We start from the raw sequence: 18,155 nt of genomic DNA on the forward strand, positions 1-18,155 counted from the left end.
CGCTCCCGCCTCGTCCGCTCCCGCCTCGTCCGCCGCGCCGAGCCGGGCGGACCTGCTCGACTTCGTCCGCCGCACGGCCGCCGACACCTCGCTCGTCTCCTCCCTGCCGCTCGATCCGCAGGGCAGGACCTGGATCCGGCTGGATGGGCCCGGCGGCAGCGAGGCGTGGCTGATCGGCTGGCCGCCCGGCACCGGCACCGGCTGGCACGACCACGGGGGCTCGCACGGCGCGTTCGCCACGGCCGCCGGAACGCTCCGCGAGGACTCGCTGGCGGCGAGGCTGCCGGCGGAGGGGTGGAAGACGCTGGAACTCGCCGAGGACCTCGACCGTTCACGTAACGTCGGGGCCGGTGAGGGGCGGGCTTTCGGACCCCACCATGTGCACGAGGTCCGGAACGAGTCGACGACCCGGCACACGGTCTCGGTGCACGCCTACTATCCGCCGCTGCCCCTGATCCGGCGTTTCAGCCGTACCGGCGCGGTGCTGCGGCTGGAGCACGTCGAGCGCCCGGAGGACTGGAGTTGAGCGAACGACCGGTGGGAGTCGACGAGTTGCTGGACCGCGTCCGCGAGGGCCTGGACCGGGTCGCGCCTCGGGAGGCGCACGACGCCGCGCGGGCGGGCGAGGCGCTCCTGGTCGACATCCGGTACGCGTCGCTGCGCGAACGCGACGGTCTGATCCCGGGGGCGCTCGTCGTCGAGCGCAACGAGCTGGAGTGGCGGCTCGACCCACGGGGCAGCCACCGCGTCCCGGAGGCCACGAGCCACGACCTGCGGATCGTGGTGATCTGCAACGAGGGCTACGCCTCGTCGCTGGCCGCCGCCTCCCTGCACCAGTTGGGGCTGCTCCGGGCGACGGACCTGGTCGGCGGATTCCAGGCGTGGCGCGCGGACGGACTACCGGTGACGACGCCCACGTGAGGACCGCTGCCGGCGGGCGGCGGGGCGGGTTTAAGGCCTGCGACCGGCCGACCGGCCCGGCACCATCCGTCCGACCGGTACGCCTCGTCAGCGCGTGCCGCGCGAGAACGCCCGGCCCGGCCCGCCCTTCCCGTCCGCACGCTCGTGCGTACGCCCCCGTGCGTACGTCTGTCCGCACTGCCCGTCAGAACGGCTCGTACAAGTCATCCGCCGTCTCGCCCTCGGCCTCCAGGGCCTGGCGCACGACCCGCAGGGCCATGCCTTCCGGGTAGCCCTTGCGGGCCAGCATCCCGGCGAGGCGGCGGATGCGGCGGTCGCGGTCCAGGCCCTGGGTGGAGCGGAGCTTGCGGGCCACCAGCTCCCGCGCGGTCTCCTCCTCCTGGTCGGAGTCGAGCTGCCCGACGGCCTCGTCGACGACCGCCGAGTCCACGCCCTTGGTGCGGAGTTCCCGGGCGAGCGCCCGGCGGGCCAGGCCGCGCCCGTGGTGACGGGACTCGACCCAGGCGTCCGCGAACGCCGCGTCGTTGATCAGTCCCACCTCCTCGAAGCGGGAGAGGACCTCCTCGGCGACCTCGTCGGGGATCTCGCGCTTCTTGAGGGCGTCGGCCAGTTGCTTACGGGTCCGGGGGGTCCCGGTGAGCAGGCGCAGGCAGATCGCCCGCGCCCGCTCGGCCGGGTCCTGAGGCGCCGGTTCCCTCTCGGGCCCCGGCGAGCCGACGCCGTCGCCGAATCCCTCCGGGCCGGCCCGTCGGGAGCCGGCCCGCTTCGGGCCCGGCCGCGCGGACCGGGCCCGGTCGGGGCCCGTCCCGTCCGGCTCGGCCCATTCGGTCCTGCGTGTCATGGTCTAGCTCTTGGCGGCGGTGGCCTTGGCCGTCTTGGCCTTGGTGGCCGGGGCGGGCACGGATGCCGCCTCCGCCTCCGAGGCCGCACCGGCCGCGTCCACGGCGGGCTCGGCCTTCGGCTCCTCGGGCCGGACGCCGACGCCCAGCTTCTCCTTGATCTTCTTCTCGATCTCGTTGGCGAGGTCGGGGTTGTCCTTCAGGAAGTTGCGGGCGTTCTCCTTGCCCTGGCCGAGCTGGTCGCCCTCGTACGTGTACCAGGCGCCGGCCTTGCGGACGAAGCCGTGCTCGACGCCCATGTCGATCAGGCCGCCCTCGCGGCTGATGCCCTGGCCGTAGAGGATGTCGAACTCGGCCTGCTTGAAGGGCGGCGCGACCTTGTTCTTGACGACCTTGACCCGGGTGCGGTTGCCGACCGCGTCGGTGCCGTCCTTCAGGGTCTCGATACGGCGGATGTCGAGGCGCACCGAGGCATAGAACTTCAGGGCGCGGCCACCGGTGGTGGTCTCCGGCGAGCCGAACATCACACCGATCTTCTCGCGGAGCTGGTTGATGAAGATCGCGGTGGTCTTGGACTGGTTCAGCGCGCTGGTGATCTTCCGGAGCGCCTGGCTCATCAGCCGGGCCTGGAGACCCACGTGGGAGTCGCCCATCTCGCCCTCGATCTCCGCGCGCGGCACCAGGGCCGCGACGGAGTCGATGACGATCAGGTCGAGCGCGCCCGAGCGGACCAGCATGTCGACGATCTCCAGAGCCTGCTCGCCGTTGTCCGGCTGGGACAGGATCAGGTTGTCGATGTCGACGCCGAGCTTCTTCGCGTACTCGGGGTCCAGGGCGTGCTCGGCGTCCACGAAGGCCACCTGGCCGCCGGCCTTCTGCGCGTTCGCCACCGCGTGCAGGGTCAGGGTCGTCTTGCCGGAGGACTCCGGGCCGTAGACCTCCACCACTCGGCCGCGCGGCAGTCCGCCCACGCCGAGCGCCACGTCGAGCGCCGTCGACCCGGTGGGGATGACCTCGATGGGCTCATTCGGCCGCTCGCCCAGGCGCATCACCGCGCCCTTGCCGAATTGCCGTTCAATCTGTGCGAGCGCGGCGTCCAGCGCCTTCTCGCGGTCGGTTCCTGCCATGGGTTCCACCCGATTTGCTTGAGTCGATCGCTTCACGTCAAAGACGCTAACCCCTGCCACTGACAATGGGCCCCGGAGTCCCTCCCGCCTGTGGATAACCCCCACCGGAAACCCGGCGGAACCCAAGTGAACACAGGGCCGCGCTTCCATATGAATGGATGTTCGATTTTGGTGTCAAGCGCACCACGCGGCCCGGGCCGGGGCACCGCGTGACGCCCCGAGGAGGCGGCCGGAAGGGCCCCGGCCGCCCCCCTCAGACGCCGTCCGAGCCGCCCGACGCGGCCGGCTGCTCCGCCCGGTCCCGGCGCAGCGTCCGCCGTACACGCACCAGGGCGGAGTCTCCGACCCGCTCGCGCCGGCCGTGGACGCGCGGGTCGTCCATCACGTCGTAGCGCTTCACATAGGCGCCCAGGAACGCCTGGAGCGTCGCCACCGCGGGGATCGCGATCAGCGCGCCGACCGCTCCCATCAGGGCGGTGCCCGCGATGACCGAGCCGAAGGCGACCGCCGGGTGGATGTCGACCGTCCTGGCGGTGAGCTTGGGCTGCAGCATGTAGTTCTCGAACTGCTGGTAGACCACCACGAAGCCCAGCACCCACACCGCGTACCAGGGGTCGACGGTGAAGGCGATCAGCATGGGCAGCGCGCCCGCCAGATACGTGCCGATGGTGGGGATGAACTGCGAGACCAGCCCCACCCAGACCGCGAGGACCGGGGCGTACGGCACGCCCAGGATCTGCAGCAGGACGTAGTGCGCGACTCCCGAGATCAGCGCCATCAGACCGCGCGAGTAGAGGTAGCCGCCGGTCTTGTCGACCGCGAGCTCCCAGGCGCGCAGCACCTCGGCCTGGCGGGAGGGCGGCAGCATGGAGCAGACCGTGCGCCGCAGCCGGGGCCCGTCGGCGGCGAAGTAGAACGAGAAGAGGAAGATCGTCAGCAGCCGGAAGAGGCCGCCCAGGACGGTGGCCGAGACGTCGAGCACACCGCTCGCGCTGTTCTGCACGTACTTCTGGAGCCAGTCCGAGTGCAGCAGGCTGTCCTGCACCTCGACCCGGGAGAGCTCGGTGTGGAAGTTCTGGTTGACCCAGCTGATCACCGAGTCGAGATACTTGGGGAAGTGCTCGACCATGTCGACGATCTGGCCCGCCAGCATCGAGCCGAGCAGCACGATGAACCCGGCCGTCACCAGGAAGACCGCGAAGAAGACGATGAAGGTGGCCAGGCCGCGGCGCATCCCGCGAGCCGACATCCGCCCGACGGCCGGTTCCACCGCGAGGGCGAGGAAGAACGAGATCAGCACATTGATCAGCAGCCCGATGAGCTGGTGGAAGGCCCAGTTGCCGAGCTGGAAGCAGGCGTAGAGGGCGAGCGCGAGCACCATGGCGCGCGGCAGCCACCGCGGCATGCGCACGGCGCCGCCGGTCCCGGGCACGGCCGGCGGCGGCCCGGCGGTCCCGGCGCCCGGAGCCGCCCCGGGCGCGGCCGGGACGTCGCGCGCCCCCGTGTGCGCGCCCGCGTCCTGCGGCGGGCGCCCGCCGTCCGTGGAACGCGGTTCGCCGTCGGAACGGGCTGTTTTCCCTGGTCCTCGGTCGTTCCCGGCCGGGCGGTCGGCCCGGTGGTCTGTCTGGGTGTCGCTCTCGTCAATGGGTGCCACCCGGCAAGTCTCGCCCATGCCCCGGACAGCCCGGGCCGTCAGCCCCGGATCGTCACCGCCTGTGCGCGGGCACGTCCATGGCGGTGCACACGGCCCGCCAGACGTCCTTGGTCTCCCAGCCCGCGTCGAGCGCCTCGTGCACGGTGCGATGGCCGAGTTCGGCGATCACATGGTCGCGCGCGAAGGAGTCGGCGTAGGCGGCGCCGAAGTGGTCGGCCATCCGCTCCCAGAAAATCGTCAACCGCATGACACCAGTATCCCGCCCCTGAGAGTGCAGCCGGGGCCGTCCGGCTCGACCGCGGCGCCGGGCGCCCTACGGTCGGACCATGGCCGGATCCGGAACATCACCCGCGACTGTCCGCACGTCCCGCGCGCCCCGCACACCGCTCGCCCGAGCCGAGCAGTTCGTCTGGCTGACGGCCCGGGTGCTGGAGCAGCGGCGGTTCGCGCACCACTTCCTCGGCGGCGGCGCCGACCCCGTGGAGACCGCACTCGCCGCCTACCAGAACGACGACGGGGGCTATGGGCACGCGCTGGAGCCCGATCTGCGCGGCCCCGTCAGCCAGCCGCTGCACACCGCGCACGCGCTGCGCGTCCTGGACTCCGTCGCCCGTGTGAGCGGGCGGGGGGCGGAACGGATCTGCGGCTATCTGACGGCGGTCTCGACGCGGGACGGCGCCCTGCCCGCGCTGCACCCGTCGGCGCGCGGCTACCCCGTGGCGCCGTTCGTACGGATCGTCGACGACCCGCCCAGCGAGCTGCTGGCCACGGGCCCGGTGGTCGGGCTGCTCCACCGCAACCAGGTGTGGCACGCCTGGCTCTTCCGGGCCACGGACTTCTGCTGGGCGGCCGTCGACGCCCTGGAGAAGTCGCATCCGTACGAGATCGAGGCGGCGGTCGCCTTCCTGGACGGAGCGCCGGACCGTGCCCGGGCCGAGGCGGCGGCCGACCGGCTCGGGCGCCTGGTGCGCGAGCAGCGGCTCGCGGTGCTCGATCCGGACCGGCTCGGGGACTTCCCGGTCGCCCCCGGATACGCACCGTCCGAGCACCACTTCCCGCACGACTACGCGCGCGTGCCCGAGTCCCTGGCCCGCCGCTGGTTCACGGACGAGGAGATGGCGCGCTCGCTCGACCACCTCACGGCCGAGCAGCAGGAGGACGGCGGCTGGCCCATCCACTGGAGCGAGTGGGCGCCCGGCACGGCTCTGGAGTGGCGGCCGATCGTGACGATCGAGGCGCTGCGTACCCTGCGCGCGCACGGCCGCGCGATCGGCTGACGCGGGGCGTACGGACATCCGCCCGCCCGCGGTGCGGGACGGGCGGACGTTCTCCGTACGGACCGCCGGGCAGAGCTCAGCCGCCCAGGGCCCGCGCTCCGGCCGTCACCAGGACGGCGGCGGCGACGATCACCAGGAAGGGGGCGCGCAGCATCAGGGCGACGGCCGCCGCCGCGAGACCCGCGCCCCGGGCGTCGAGGGCCAGGTGATGTCCGCTGCTGAAGGTCTGCTGGGCGGTGAGGGCGGCCAGCAGAGCCACCGGAAGCAGCGCGGAGAGCCGTCGCACCAGGGGCCGCTCCAGCGCCCCGGCGGGGACCAGGAGGCCGAGGAGCTTGACCAGGTAGCAACTGACGGCGGTGGCGGCGATGGCGATCCAGACGTTCAACGCCCCGCTCCCTTCGTGGAGTTCCCGTCGGCCGGGGCGGCGCCCGGAGTGGACCCGGGGCGCTTCGCCCCGTCCGCGCGCCCCTTCAGGACCAGCACGACGGGCGCGGCGAGCGCGGCCACCAGGACCGGCGCCCCGGCGGGCAGCACCGGCAGGAAGCCCAGGGCCAGCAGGACCGCGAGCCCGGCGGTGATCCGTTCCGTCGCGGTGGTGAGCATCGGCGCGAGCAGCGCCAGGAAGACGGCGGGGCTCGCCGCGTCCAGCCCCCAGGCGTCCGTGTCGCCGATCGCCTCCGCGCCCATGGCGCCGGCCAGGGTCGTCAGGTTCCACAGGACGTAGAGCGTGAGTCCGGTGACGGTGAAGCCGATCCGCGCGGCCCGGCGGGTGGGCTGGGCGAGGGTCACGGCGGTCGTCTCGTCGATGACCCACTGGGCGGCGAGGGGCCGCACCGCGCGCGGGAGTGCGAGCAGCTGCGACAGCCGCAGTCCGTAGAAGGCGTTGCGTACGCCCAGGAAGAACGCGCCGGCCGCCGCCGTGAACGGGTTGCCGCCCGCCGCGAGCGCGCCCACCAGGGCGAACTGCGAGGCCCCGGTGAAGACGAGCAGGCTGAGCGCGCACGTCTGCAGGAGGGTGAGTCCCGAGCCCGCCGAGGTGACGCCGAAGGCGAAGCCGGAGAGCCCGACGGCGATGCCGACGCCGAGGGCGTCCCTGACCACGGCGGAGTCCGGCTTGTGGGGGCCCTCGACGGCGGGGTCCGGCCCGGCACCCCTGCTGGGGGAGCTCGCGGGACGCGCGCCGTCGGGGCGTATGTCTGGGAGTGCTGACTGTTCTGCTGCCACGTCCCGGACGTTACGTGGGCGGGGCGCCCGCGTTCTTGTACGTTCTTGCGCGCTCCCTGCGGTACACGCCGGGGGTGACACCCACGATGCGGGTGAAGTGCCGGTTGAGGTGCGGCTGGTCGGTGAAGCCCACGGCCGCGGCGGCCTCGGCGGGCGCGGTCCCGGCCTCCAGGAGCAGCCTGGCGCGGCGGACGCGCTCGCCGGTGAGCCAGGTGTGCGGGGGCAGCCCGTACGCGCCCTTGAAGGCCCGCAGCAGGGCGAACGGGCTGGTCCCGAGGTCGCGGGCGAGCCGCTCCAGGGACGGCGGGTCGGCCAGGCGCTCTTCCAGGAGGGCGCGGGCGGACGCGGCCGTACGGGCGCCCGCCGATCCGGTGGTGCGCGCGGGCAGGGAGTGTCCGTGGCGGCGCAGCAGCCGGGCGACGGCGACGCGGAACACCGTGTCGGCGGCGAGCGCGTTGCCCTCCTCGGCCGCGCGGTGCACCTCCTGGATGAGCCGGGAGGTGTGCGGGTCCTCGACGATGGTCTCGGCGAATCCCACGGTCCCGCGCAGGGTGGTGACCTCGGCGGCGAGACCGGCGATCAGCTGCGGCGACGGGTAGAGCGTGGCGTACGTCCAGCCCTCGGGGACGCCGGCGTGGGCCGAGTGCGGCACCTCGGGGTTGATCATGACGACGGTGCCGGGGCGCGCCCGTACGGTCTCGCCGGGCAGGACCACGTCCTCGATCCCGCCGCGCACCGCCCCGAGGACGAAGCCCTCGTGGCTGTGGCGGGAGAACGAGTGGCTGACGTAGCGGGCGTGCAGCAGTTCGAGGCCCGGCAGCCCCGGGTACCGCCAGTGCCGTGCCCACTCCTCGGCCGCGCTCATATAGGCATTCTCGCAGCTCCGGGCCATTGTCAGTGGGTGGGTGCACGATGGGGACCATGGCAAGGACAGCGCTCGACTCCTTCTCTCCGGCGACCAGGGGCTGGTTCACGGGGGCCTTCACCGCGCCCACCGCCGCGCAGGAGGGTGCCTGGCGGGCGATCTCCGAGGGGTCGGACGTGCTGGTGGTGGCGCCGACCGGCTCGGGCAAGACCCTCGCCGCGTTCCTGGCCGCGCTGGACGGGCTGGCCGCGGCCCCGCCGCCGGCCGAGCCGAAGAAGCGCTGCCGGGTGCTGTACGTGTCACCGCTGAAGGCGCTGGCGGTCGACGTCGAGCGCAATCTGCGCTCCCCGCTCACCGGCATCCGCCAGGAGTCGGTGCGTCTGGGCATGCCGGAGCCGGAGGTGCGGGTCGGGATCCGGTCCGGCGACACCCCGCCCGCCGAGCGCCGCGCCATGTCGACCAGGCCGCCGGACATTCTGATCACCACCCCCGAATCGCTGTTCCTGATGCTCACGTCCTCCGCGCGCGAGGCGCTGTCGGGCGTCGAGACGGTGATCCTGGACGAGGTGCACGCGGTGGCGGGCACCAAGCGCGGAGCCCATCTGGCCCTGTCCCTGGAGCGGTTGGACGAGCTCCTGGCCAGACCGGCCCGCCGGATCGGTCTGTCGGCGACGGTCCGTCCGGTGGACGAGGTGGCGCGCTTCCTGTCGCCGCAGCGCAAGGTGGAGATCGTCCAGCCGCGCTCCACCAAGGAGTTCGACCTGTCGGTGGTCGTGCCGGTGCAGGACCTGGGAGAGCTGGGCGGCGCGCCGGCGGCCGACGCCGCCGAGGGCGCGGAGAAGCCGTCCATCTGGCCGCATGTGGAGGAGCGCATCGTCGACCTGGTGCAGGCGCACCGGTCGACGATCGTCTTCGCCAACTCCCGCCGGCTCGCCGAGCGGCTGTGCAACCGGCTCAACGAGATCGCGTACGAGCGGGCGACGGCTGCCGCGCTGGAGGCGGGCGAGTCCTCCGTGCCGCTCGGGGAAGCCCACTCCCCCGCCGAGGTCATGGCCCAGTCGGGAGCGGCCAAGGGCGCGCCGCCCGTCCTCGCGCGCGCCCACCACGGCTCGGTCTCCAAGGAGCAGCGCGCCCTGGTCGAGGAGGACCTGAAGGCGGGCCGGCTGCCCGCCGTGGTCGCCACGTCCAGTCTTGAACTGGGCATCGACATGGGTGCGGTGGACCTGGTCGTCCAGGTCGAGTCGCCGCCCTCGGTCGCCTCGGGTCTCCAGCGGGTGGGCCGCGCGGGCCACCAGGTGGGCGCGGTCTCCACGGGAGTGGTCTTCCCGAAGTACCGGGGCGATCTGGTCCAGTCGGCCGTGGTGACCGAGCGGATGCGTTCGGGAGCCATCGAGTCGCTGCGGGTTCCGTCCAACCCGCTGGACGTACTGGCGCAGCAGCTGGTCGCCATGACGGCGCTGGACAGTTGGCAGGCCGACGACCTGCTGGCCCTGGTCCGCCGGGCGGCGCCCTTCGCGGCCCTTCCGGAGTCGGCGTTCACGGCCGTCCTGGACATGCTGGCGGGCCGCTATCCCTCGGACGCCTTCGCCGAGCTGCGCCCGCGCGTGGTCTGGGACCGCGTGGCGGGGACGGTCACGGGCCGTCCCGGCGCGCAGCGCCTCGCGGTGACGTCCGGGGGCACCATCCCGGACCGCGGCCTCTTCGGCGTCTTCCTCGCGGGCTCCGATCCCAAGAAGGGCGGCGGCCGGGTCGGAGAGCTCGACGAGGAGATGGTCTACGAGTCGCGCGTCGGCGATGTGTTCACGCTGGGCACCACGTCCTGGCGGATCGAGGACATCACCCGCGACCGGGTGCTGGTCTCGCCCGCCCCCGGTGTGCCGGGCAGGCTGCCCTTCTGGAAGGGCGACCAGCTGGGCCGTCCGCTCGAACTGGGGCGCGCGCTGGGCGCGTTCCTGCGCGAGGTCGGCTCCCTGAGCGCCGAGGACGCGCGGTTGCGGCTGCTGAGCGCGGGCCTGGACGCCTGGGCGGCGGACAATGTGATCGCCTACCTCGACGAGCAGCGCCGCGCGTGCGGCCATGTCCCCGACGACCGCACCATCCTCGTGGAGCGGTTCCGCGACGAGCTGGGCGACTGGCGGGTCGTCATCCACTCCCCCTTCGGCGCCCAGGTGCACGCCCCCTGGGCGCTCGCCCTCGGCGCCCGCCTGGCCGAGCGGTACGGGATGGACGCCCAGGTCATGCACGCCGACGACGGCATCGTGCTGCGGCTGCCCGACGCGGATCTGATGGGCCTCGACCTGCTCGACCAGGACCCGGGCCACCTGGATTCGACGTTCGACAGCGAGCAGGCGCCGGTCGGGGCCGCGGACACCGTCTTCGACAAGGGCGAGATCGAGCAGATCGTCACCGAGCAGGTCGGCGGCTCGGCGCTGTTCGCCGCCCGCTTCCGGGAGTGCGCCGCGCGCGCGTTGCTGCTCCCCCGGCGCAACCCCGGCAAGCGCACCCCGCTGTGGCAGCAGCGCCAGCGGGCGGCCCAGCTGCTCCAGGTGGCGAGCGAGTTCGGCTCGTTCCCGATCGTCCTGGAGGCCGTCCGCGAGTGCCTCCAGGACGTCTTCGACGTGCCGGGTCTGACCGAGCTGATGGGTGACCTGGAGGCGCGCCGGGTCCGGCTGGTCGAGGTGACCACGCCCGAGCCGTCCCCTTTCGCGCGTTCGCTGCTCTTCGGTTATGTCGCCCAGTTCCTGTACGAGGGCGACTCACCGCTGGCCGAGCGGCGGGCCGCCGCCCTCTCGCTCGACTCCCATCTGCTGGCCGAGCTCCTCGGCCAGGCCGAGCTGCGCGAGCTGCTGGACGCGGAAGTCCTCACCGAGCTGGAGCAGGAGCTCCAGTGGCTCACCGAGGACCGCCGGATCAAGGACCTGGAGGGCGTCGCCGACCTGCTGCGGGTGCTGGGCCCGCTGACGGACGAGGAGCTGGTCGCGCGCGGCGCCGAGACGCCGTGGGCGCCGGAGCTCGCGTCCGCCCGGCGCGCCATCCGGGTGCGGCTCGGCGGCGTCGAGCACTGGGCGGCGATCGAGGACGCCGGGCGGCTGCGCGACGCGCTGGGCACGGCGCTGCCGGTGGGGGTGCCCGAGGCGTTCATGGAGCCGGTCAAGGACCCCCTCGGCGACCTCCTGTCGCGGTACGCGCGCACGCACGGCCCGTTCACCTCGGCCACGGCCGCCGCCCGGTTCGGCCTCGGCACGGCTGTCACCGAGGGCGCGCTGCAGCGGCTGGCGGCGAGCGGGCGGGTGGTCCAGGGCGAGTTCCACCCGGCGGGGCTCGGGCAGGAGTGGTGCGACGCGACGGTGCTGCGCCGGCTGCGGCGCCGTTCCCTGGCGGCGCTGCGCCACGAGCTCGAACCGGTGCCCCCGGCGGCGCTGGCCACCTTCCTGCCCCAGTGGCAGCACCTGGGGAGCAACAGCCTGCGAGGCATCGACGGCCTGGCGCGGGCCGTTGAGCAGTTGCAGGGCGCCGCCGTTCCCGCGTCCGCTCTGGAGAAGCTGGTGCTGCCGTCCCGGGTCTCCGACTACGGCCCCGGGATGCTCGACGAGCTCACCACCACCGGCGAGGTCCTGTGGGCGGGGGCGGGGGCGCTGCCCGGCAAGGACGGCTGGGTCTCCCTGTTCCTCGCGGACGCGGCGCCCCTGCTGCTGCCCCCGCCGCATCCCCTGGAGCTCACCGCGCTGCACGAGTCGGTGCTGACCGCGCTCGCTCCCGGGTACGGGCTGTTCTTCCGCCAGATCGCCGACCAGGTCCGCGCCACCACGCACCCGGAGGCGACCGACCCCCAACTCGCCGACGCCGTCTGGGACCTGGCGTGGTCGGGGCGGCTCACCAACGACACACTGGCCCCGCTGCGGGCGCTGCTGGGCTCGGGCCGCACCGCCGGGTCCACCGCGCACCGGGCCAAGCGGACCGTGCCGCGTGGGCGGTACGGGTCGCTGACGGCGGCGGCGCGGTCCGCCTCGCGCACCGGGCCGCCGACGGTCTCGGGGCGCTGGTCCCTGCTGCCCGCCCGCGAGCCCGACCCCACGCACCGGGCGCACGCCCTGGCCCGGACGCTCCTCGACCGCCACGGCGTGGTGACCAGGGGCGCGGTGGCGGCCGAGGGGGTCGAGGGCGGCTTCTCGGCCACGTACCGGATCCTGGCCGCGTTCGAGGACAGCGGGCAGGCGCGGCGGGGTTATGTGGTCGAGGGGCTGGGCGCGGCCCAGTTCGCGATGGACGGGGCGGTGGACCGGCTGCGGGCGGCGGCCACCGCGCGCGACCGCGCGGAGGCGCGTCCGACGCCGCGCGGGGTGGTGCTGGCGGCGGCGGACCCCGCCAACGCGTACGGGGCGGCTCTTCCGTGGCCCGAGCCGCCGTCCAAGGCCGGGCACAAGCCGGGCCGCAAGGCCGGGTCGATGGTGGTCCTGGTCGACGGTGAGCTCACGCTCTACATGGAGCGCGGCGGCAAGTCCCTGCTCGCATGGCCGCCGGAACCGGACGATCCGGCGCTGCTGGCGGCGGTGGAGTCCCTGGCGGGGGCGGCTCGGGCGGGGCGGCTGGGCACGGTGACCCTGGAGCGGATCAACGGGGAGGCCGCGCTCACGGCGCCGCTGGCACGGACGCTGGAGTCGGCGGGGTTCGTCCCGACGCCGAGGGGGTTGCGGCTGCGGCCTTGACCCCACCCGGGGCTCCCCGGGGCTGGTGCCCCGCGCCCCCTTGCGGGGCTGCGCCCGGGCCCCGCTCTCGTCTGCGGACCGTGCTGGGTCGCTCGCGCAGTTCCCCGCGCCCCTSAGGGGACTTCCGCAGCCGGAGTGCTCGGCTCAGCCACCGGTCTTTCAGGGGCGCGGGGAACTGCGCGACCAGCCACCGCCGGGCCGCGGGTGAACACGGGCGCGAACAGGGGTTCGGGGGCGGAGCCACCGAGGGGGGCATCAGGCGGTCGACTGCAGGCCCGTGCAGATCAGGACCGCGAACTCCCGCGCCCACTCCTGATCCACCGGCTCCGCGCTCACCAGAGCGCGATGCACCACCGCCCCCGCCACCACATCGAAGATGAGGTCGGCGTGGCGCGCGGACGCGACCGCGTCGTCCTCGTACGGGAGTTCACCCCGCACCTGCGCCCGCTCCCGGCCGATCAGTACGAGCCGTTTCTGCCGGTCCACGATCGCCGAGCGGATCCGTCCCCGCAGCGCGTCGTCGCGCGTGGATTCGGCGACCACCGCCATCAGCGCCGTCTTCGTCTCCGGCCGCTCCAGGATGGACGCGAACTGGAGCACCACGCCCTCCACGTCCGCCGCGAGACTGCCGAGGTCGGGAAGTTCGAGCTCGTCGAAGAGGACCGCCACTGCGTCCACGACCAGCTCGTTCTTGCCCGCCCAGCGCCGGTACAGGGTCGTCTTGGCGACCCCCGCGCGCGTCGCCACGTCCCCCATCGTCAGCTTCGACCAGCCCAGCTCCACCAGCGCCTGCCGGGTCGCCAGCAGGATCGCCGCGTCCGCCTCGGCGCTGCGAGGTCGGCCGCGGACGGCTCTGGCGGGGCTGGGTTCGGCACACATGACGTACGACCATACCGGCCAGTAAGGAATGCGCCGGGGGACGCGCTGTGGGGGAGATCACGGCCTTCGGAAGGCCCTCCCGTACCGTCTCCAGTTACGCTACGACTCGTAGCGAAAGACTTCAGCGGTCTTGAGCGACGACCACAGAACAGACGACGCGGCACGACGACGCGACAGCAGGACCGCGGGGGAGCGGCGCCGGGTGGGGACCCGGGGCGCCGGGATCCTGCCACGGGTTGACCACACACGCGCGCGGAAGGGGGAGGATGTACGCATGCAGCCTAGGAACATGTCCATGAGCGGCGTCGTCGACCTCGCCGCGGTGAAGGCGGCCGGTGAGGCCAAGGCCAAGGCGGAGCAGGCCCGAGTCGAGGCCGCCCGCCAGGGCGGGGGCGCGGCCGTACCGCCGTCCGCCCTCGTGATCGATGTCGACGAGGCCGGGTTCGAGCGCGACATCCTCCAGCGCTCGGCCGAGGTGCCGGTCGTCATCGACTTCTGGGCCGAGTGGTGCGAGCCGTGCAAGCAGCTCGGCCCGCTCCTGGAGCGGCTGGCCGCGGAGTACAACGGCCGTTTCCTTCTGGCCAAGATCGACGTCGACGCCAACCAGATGCTGATGCAGCAGTTCGGGATCCAGGGCATCCCCGCGGTGTTCGCGGTGGTCGCCGGGCAGGCGCTGCCCCTCTTCCAGGGCGCGGCCCCCGAGGCCCAGATCCGCGAGACCCTCGACCAGCTGATCCAGGTCGCCGAGGAGCGCTTCGGCCTCACCGGCATCGCCGTCGACGCGGACGCGGCGTCCTCGCAGGCCCCGGCCCCGGTGGCCGGCCCCTACGACGCCCTGCTCGAAGCGGCCGTGACGGCCCTGGACTCCGGCGATCTCGCCGGCGCGGTCCAGGCGTACAAGAACGTCCTCGCCGACGACCCCGGCCACCCCGAGGCCAAGCTCGGCCTCGCCCAGGCCGAACTGCTGCGCCGCGTCCAGGAGATGGACCCGCAGCAGGTCCGCAAGGACGCCGCCGAGAAGCCGGCCGACGCCGCCGCCCAGATCGCGGCGGCCGACCTGGACCTGGTCGGCGGCCATGTCGAGGACGCCTTCGGCCGCCTCGTCGAGACCGCCCGCGTCACCGCGGGCGACGACCGCGACGCGGCACGGCGGCGGCTGCTCGAACTCTTCGAAGTGGTCGGCCCGGAGGACCCGCGGGTGACCAAGGCGCGGAGTGCGCTGGCGCGAGTTCTTTACTGAACCGAGGCCCGGCCCCGGGCCGCTCCAGGGCCGCTGAGCTGTCATCGCGTGCGTGTACAGCGCTGACGATTTGGCGACACGGAGACAAGCGGCGACCGCGCTTTACCAAAACTTGGTAAACGCGGTCGCTGTTACTGGCAGTAAATTGAACCGCTTCTTACGTCCGTATTGAGACGTCTATTTCCCCTTCTGTCCAGTGACTTGGCGGTACGAAGGGTGGCGGCCCGATGCCGGGCTGTCGCGCCACGGTTATCCCTCCGTTACTGGCAAGTAACGAACCCCCTTGCGCCCCTCCCCCGAATGGACCACGATCGGCCACGCTCGGTCCAATAACGCACCAGCCCGACAGCCCTGTGGGGCGGGGCGTTTCCTGGGTCCCCACCGAGCCGGCCGGCGGCAGTGGTGCCGGCCGTGGACAGGGGGGTCTCCGCTCTACCGGCGGGGCCTGTCCAGCAGGTTGTGCGTGATGCGTCAGGCGCGACCAGTGGTTGTCGCTCGGGGGTGATCGCCGGTGATTCGGACGCGGTACGCGCCTGAGGCTCGGGCGCTCCTTCCCGAGGACGTAGCACTTCTCCCATCCCTGGACAGCCTGCGAGGGTCCGTCCCGGAGATGTACGTCCGAGAAGGAGGAAAGTCATGGAGTCCCAAGTTCGTGGCGGGACCAGATGGAAGCGGTTCGCGCTGGTCATGGTGCCCAGCGTGGCTGCCACGGCGGCGATAGGCATCGGGCTCGCCCAGGGTGCGCTGGCGGCGTCGTTCAGTGTTTCCGGCGTTGACTTCAAGGTCACGGCGGACCGGCTGGAAGGTGACGACCTCCTCCAGTACGGGTCGGTCGCCACCGGCACGGACCTCGAAGGCAACAAGGCCGCTCACCCCGTTGTCGTCTCGGGCTTCAGCCACGCCGAGATCTACAACATGTGCCAGTCCGTGGTCACGCCGAAGGTTCCGATCTTCGGCAACATCACGATGACTATCAACGCGGGTGGCGGCAGCGAGCCGGTCAAGGCGGACAACATCTACCTCGATGTGTCCCAGCTCGACACCGACGCCGAGTTCACCAACATCGACATCGGTGTCGCGGCGGGCGAGGGCTCGGCCAACGGCAAGACGAAGATGCAGGGGAACGCGACGCCGAAGTCGAACCCGTACGGGTTCGCGCAGCGCGCCGATCACGCGACCTTGAAGAAGGTCGAGCAGCGCGCGTGGGCGACCACGGCGGGCAGCTTCAAGCTGAACGGCCTCAAGCTGCGGCTGTCCACGGGCGCCAACGAGTGCCAGCTGGGCAAGCACTAGGCATCTCCCCCGGTGGCCGCTGAGAGAGCACGGCCTCACGGCCACCGGGACCTCTTCACTTTCACAGCAACAGCGGTACCAGGGAGCTGTTTTCCATGAGCGCCGAGACCACAGGTTCCCGCGGTTTCTCCTACTGGCGGCTTCGTTTCCGGGCCTGGCGGGGCAGCCGTCCGTTCTGGGCGGGCCTTCTCACCATGGCCGGTGGCGTGCCCATCGCGTACTTCCCGTACGCCAATCTCCACCTCGGGAACATCACGCTGGCCATGTCCACGACGGCGGGCGCCGGTTCGTTGATCATCGGCGTACTGCTGATCACGCTCGGCCTGACCATCTGGTACCACCAGCAGGTCCGGGTCTTCGCGGGTGTCGCGGCCATCCTGCTGGCGCTGATCTCCCTGCCCGTGGCGAACATCGGCGGCTTCCTGATGGGCTTCCTGCTCGCCCTCTTCGGCGGCGCGCTCGCGCTGTCCTGGGTGCCGTCGAAGCCGCGCCGGCGTGACCAGCGCGCTCAGGCCGGCGACCCCTCGGGCGACGAGCCGGACGGCCACACCGTCCCCGGCCCGCGCGAGGAGGAGCCCGGAACCGCCGTCACCGAAACGACAGTCGACGCCAATGGCGGGAGGAACAGTGCGGGGTGACGAGACGCAGCTGGACTCGACCGGAGGCGGCGACAAATCCCGTGAGAGAGGCGGGCCGCGTCACGCGGCTCCGAGGAAATCGCTGCTGACGAAGCTGCACATGCCCGCGGGCAAGGCGATGGCGCTGGCCGCCATGCCGACCGCCATGTTCGTCGGGATGAGCCTCACGCCCAAGCTCGCGATGGCGGACGACAACCCGGACATCCCGTTCGCGCCGGGCCCGTGTGTGACGCGCTCCGACGAGCCGAGCGCGTCGGCGAGCCCGTCGTCGAGCAAGTCGGCGAAGCCGACCCCGGACCCGTCGTCCTCCTCGTCCTCGTCCCCGGACAAGGCGGACGACAAGGACACGGAGAAGGACAAGGCCAAGGAGCCGGCCCCGACGGCCACCCCGTCGGCGGAGAAGGCCCAGCAGAAGACCTCCGCCCCGACGAAGGCACCGGCCACCGAGCCGTCCACGACGCCCGCGCCCGCCAAGTCCACCAACCCGCTCGACCCGCTGGGTCTCGGGGACGTACTGGGCGACATCCTGGGCGTCCACCCGAGCAAGCCGTCGGCGCCGGTGACCCCGAAGCCGTCGACGACCGCGACGTCCGCACCCACGACGAAGCCGACGGCCAAGGCTCCGGAGCCGAAGACGACGCCGAGCAAGCCGGCGACGAAGCCCGCCACCAAGCCGGTGACGAAGCCCGCCAACAAGACGGCCGACGCGATACGCGAGGCCGCCGCGCAGGCGGGCCAGAAGGTCGAGGACCTGGCGGACGGCGCCAAGGGCCTGGAGGCCAAGAAGGACACCAACGTCCCCGACGGCGCCAAGCAGCCCTTCCCGTGCCCGACGGCCGACCCGAAGGCCCTGGCCAACGCCAAGCTGGACGCGGGCGTCCCGCTGCTGCCGGACCAGCCGTGGATCCTCAAGACCTCCATGCTCGCCCTGGGCGGCCTGAACTACGAGGGCATCGTCGAGGTCAAGACGGGCAGCGGGAAGGTCAAGAAGGTTCTGAAGTTCACGGCGAAGACGGTGGACATCGACAACCTGCACCAGCTGGTGTATGGCCCCGAGCTGAACGGCAAGCCGACCACCGCGCACGTCAAGGCGCGCGCGGGCTCCAAGTCGACGATCCGCAACGGCACGGTGACCATGTACACGGAGGAGCTGAAGGGCAACCTCTTCGGCCTCATCCCGATCACGTTCACCCCGCAGACCCCGCCCCCGCTGAACGTACCGGCCGCGTTCTTCACGAATGTGACGGTCCGTCAGGCGGGCCAGTTCGGCGGCACGCTGACGATCCCGGGCCTGCAGAACTACATCACGGACGGCAGCCCCGAGTAACGGGCAGCCGCGCGAGACCCATCCGGGAGCCGCAGTCGGCCGTGGCCCGCACCGATTCCGGTGCGGGCCACGGCCGTCCCGTTTTCGAGGGCGGCAACGGGCCGAGCGCGAGCCCCCGGCCCACCGCCCGGAAGGTATGCGGCGCGGTCCGAGGTGCCCGTGCCC

Annotated in this window: 16 protein-coding genes; 8 read left to right on the forward strand and 8 right to left on the reverse strand. The window is 72.7% G+C overall.

Going from position 1 to position 18,155, the window contains the following annotated elements; translation table 11 throughout:
- Positions 1–526, forward strand: a 526-nt coding sequence (locus tag ACJA3G_RS10635; RefSeq protein WP_406552664.1) for a cysteine dioxygenase, incomplete at its 5' end; no start/stop codon positions are given.
- Positions 523–921, forward strand: a complete 399-nt coding sequence (locus ACJA3G_RS10640) for a rhodanese-like domain-containing protein (protein ID WP_406552665.1) — start codon at positions 523–525, stop codon at positions 919–921. The genes ACJA3G_RS10635 and ACJA3G_RS10640, both read left to right, overlap by 4 nt.
- A 184-nt stretch (positions 922–1,105) precedes the next feature.
- On the opposite strand, the gene recX is transcribed toward ACJA3G_RS10640, so the two are convergent.
- The 4 genes from recX to ACJA3G_RS10660 all read right to left on the reverse strand — a co-directional run bounded on the left by recX (position 1,106) and on the right by ACJA3G_RS10660 (position 4,788).
- Complete coding sequence (recX, locus tag ACJA3G_RS10645; RefSeq protein WP_406552666.1) at positions 1,106–1,762, reverse strand: recombination regulator RecX; 657 nt, start codon at positions 1,760–1,762, stop codon at positions 1,106–1,108.
- 3 nt (positions 1,763–1,765) lie between these two features.
- Positions 1,766–2,887 carry a recombinase RecA gene (gene recA, locus ACJA3G_RS10650; RefSeq protein ID WP_406552667.1) on the reverse strand — a complete coding sequence of 374 codons (1,122 nt, stop codon included), beginning with the start codon at positions 2,885–2,887 and terminating at the stop codon, positions 1,766–1,768.
- A gap of 253 nt (positions 2,888–3,140) precedes the next feature.
- Positions 3,141–4,292, reverse strand: a complete 1,152-nt coding sequence (locus tag ACJA3G_RS10655; RefSeq protein WP_406552678.1) for an AI-2E family transporter — start codon at positions 4,290–4,292, stop codon at positions 3,141–3,143.
- Between the two features lie 301 nt (positions 4,293–4,593).
- A complete protein-coding gene (locus tag ACJA3G_RS10660) occupies positions 4,594–4,788 on the reverse strand; it encodes a DUF3046 domain-containing protein (protein ID WP_406552668.1) in 195 nt (64 codons plus the stop codon).
- 79 nt (positions 4,789–4,867) lie between these two features.
- On the opposite strand from ACJA3G_RS10660, the gene ACJA3G_RS10665 reads away from it, so the two are divergent.
- A complete protein-coding gene (locus ACJA3G_RS10665; RefSeq protein WP_406552669.1) occupies positions 4,868–5,818 on the forward strand; it encodes a hypothetical protein in 951 nt (316 codons plus the stop codon).
- 76 nt (positions 5,819–5,894) lie between these two features.
- Here ACJA3G_RS10665 and ACJA3G_RS10670 read toward each other — a convergent pair whose 3' ends face one another.
- Genes ACJA3G_RS10670 through ACJA3G_RS10680 form a run of 3 tightly spaced genes read right to left on the reverse strand, consistent with a single transcriptional unit; the run spans position 5,895 to position 7,907 of the window.
- Positions 5,895–6,203 carry an AzlD domain-containing protein gene (locus tag ACJA3G_RS10670; RefSeq protein ID WP_406552670.1) on the reverse strand — a complete coding sequence of 103 codons (309 nt, stop codon included), beginning with the start codon at positions 6,201–6,203 and terminating at the stop codon, positions 5,895–5,897.
- Positions 6,200–7,042, reverse strand: a complete 843-nt coding sequence (locus ACJA3G_RS10675) for an AzlC family ABC transporter permease (RefSeq protein ID WP_406552671.1) — start codon at positions 7,040–7,042, stop codon at positions 6,200–6,202. The genes ACJA3G_RS10670 and ACJA3G_RS10675 overlap by 4 nt, the downstream gene beginning before the upstream one ends.
- 10 nt (positions 7,043–7,052) lie before the next feature.
- Positions 7,053–7,907 (reverse strand): AraC family ligand binding domain-containing protein, encoded by an 855-nt coding sequence (locus ACJA3G_RS10680; RefSeq protein ID WP_406552672.1) that lies wholly within the window; start codon positions 7,905–7,907, stop codon positions 7,053–7,055.
- A 56-nt stretch (positions 7,908–7,963) separates the two neighbouring features.
- On the opposite strand from ACJA3G_RS10680, the gene ACJA3G_RS10685 reads away from it, so the two are divergent.
- Positions 7,964–12,613 carry an ATP-dependent helicase gene (locus tag ACJA3G_RS10685; protein ID WP_406552673.1) on the forward strand — a complete coding sequence of 1,550 codons (4,650 nt, stop codon included), beginning with the start codon at positions 7,964–7,966 and terminating at the stop codon, positions 12,611–12,613.
- Positions 12,614–12,868: 255 nt separating this feature from the next.
- Here the strand turns inward: ACJA3G_RS10685 and ACJA3G_RS10690 are convergent, their stop codons facing one another.
- Positions 12,869–13,492 carry a TetR/AcrR family transcriptional regulator gene (locus ACJA3G_RS10690; RefSeq protein ID WP_406552674.1) on the reverse strand — a complete coding sequence of 208 codons (624 nt, stop codon included), beginning with the start codon at positions 13,490–13,492 and terminating at the stop codon, positions 12,869–12,871.
- A 274-nt stretch (positions 13,493–13,766) separates the two neighbouring features.
- On the opposite strand from ACJA3G_RS10690, the gene ACJA3G_RS10695 reads away from it, so the two are divergent.
- The 4 genes from ACJA3G_RS10695 (at position 13,767) to ACJA3G_RS10710 (ending at position 17,990) form a co-directional block, all read left to right on the forward strand.
- Positions 13,767–14,732, forward strand: a complete 966-nt coding sequence (locus ACJA3G_RS10695; protein WP_406552675.1) for a tetratricopeptide repeat protein — start codon at positions 13,767–13,769, stop codon at positions 14,730–14,732.
- 636 nt (positions 14,733–15,368) lie between these two features.
- A complete protein-coding gene (locus ACJA3G_RS10700) occupies positions 15,369–16,025 on the forward strand; it encodes a DUF6230 family protein (protein ID WP_406552676.1) in 657 nt (218 codons plus the stop codon).
- 95 nt (positions 16,026–16,120) lie between these two features.
- Positions 16,121–16,663 (forward strand): DUF6114 domain-containing protein, encoded by a 543-nt coding sequence (locus ACJA3G_RS10705; protein ID WP_406552677.1) that lies wholly within the window; start codon positions 16,121–16,123, stop codon positions 16,661–16,663.
- On the forward strand, positions 16,653–17,990 hold the full coding sequence (locus tag ACJA3G_RS10710; protein ID WP_406552679.1) for a hypothetical protein: 1,338 nt from the start codon (positions 16,653–16,655) through the stop codon (positions 17,988–17,990). The genes ACJA3G_RS10705 and ACJA3G_RS10710 overlap by 11 nt, the downstream gene beginning before the upstream one ends.
- The last annotated feature ends 165 nt before the right edge of the window (positions 17,991–18,155 follow it).

The sequence above is a fragment of the Streptomyces sp. YS-3 genome, from assembly GCF_045257485.1.
Classification (GTDB): Bacteria; Actinomycetota; Actinomycetes; order Streptomycetales; family Streptomycetaceae; genus Streptomyces.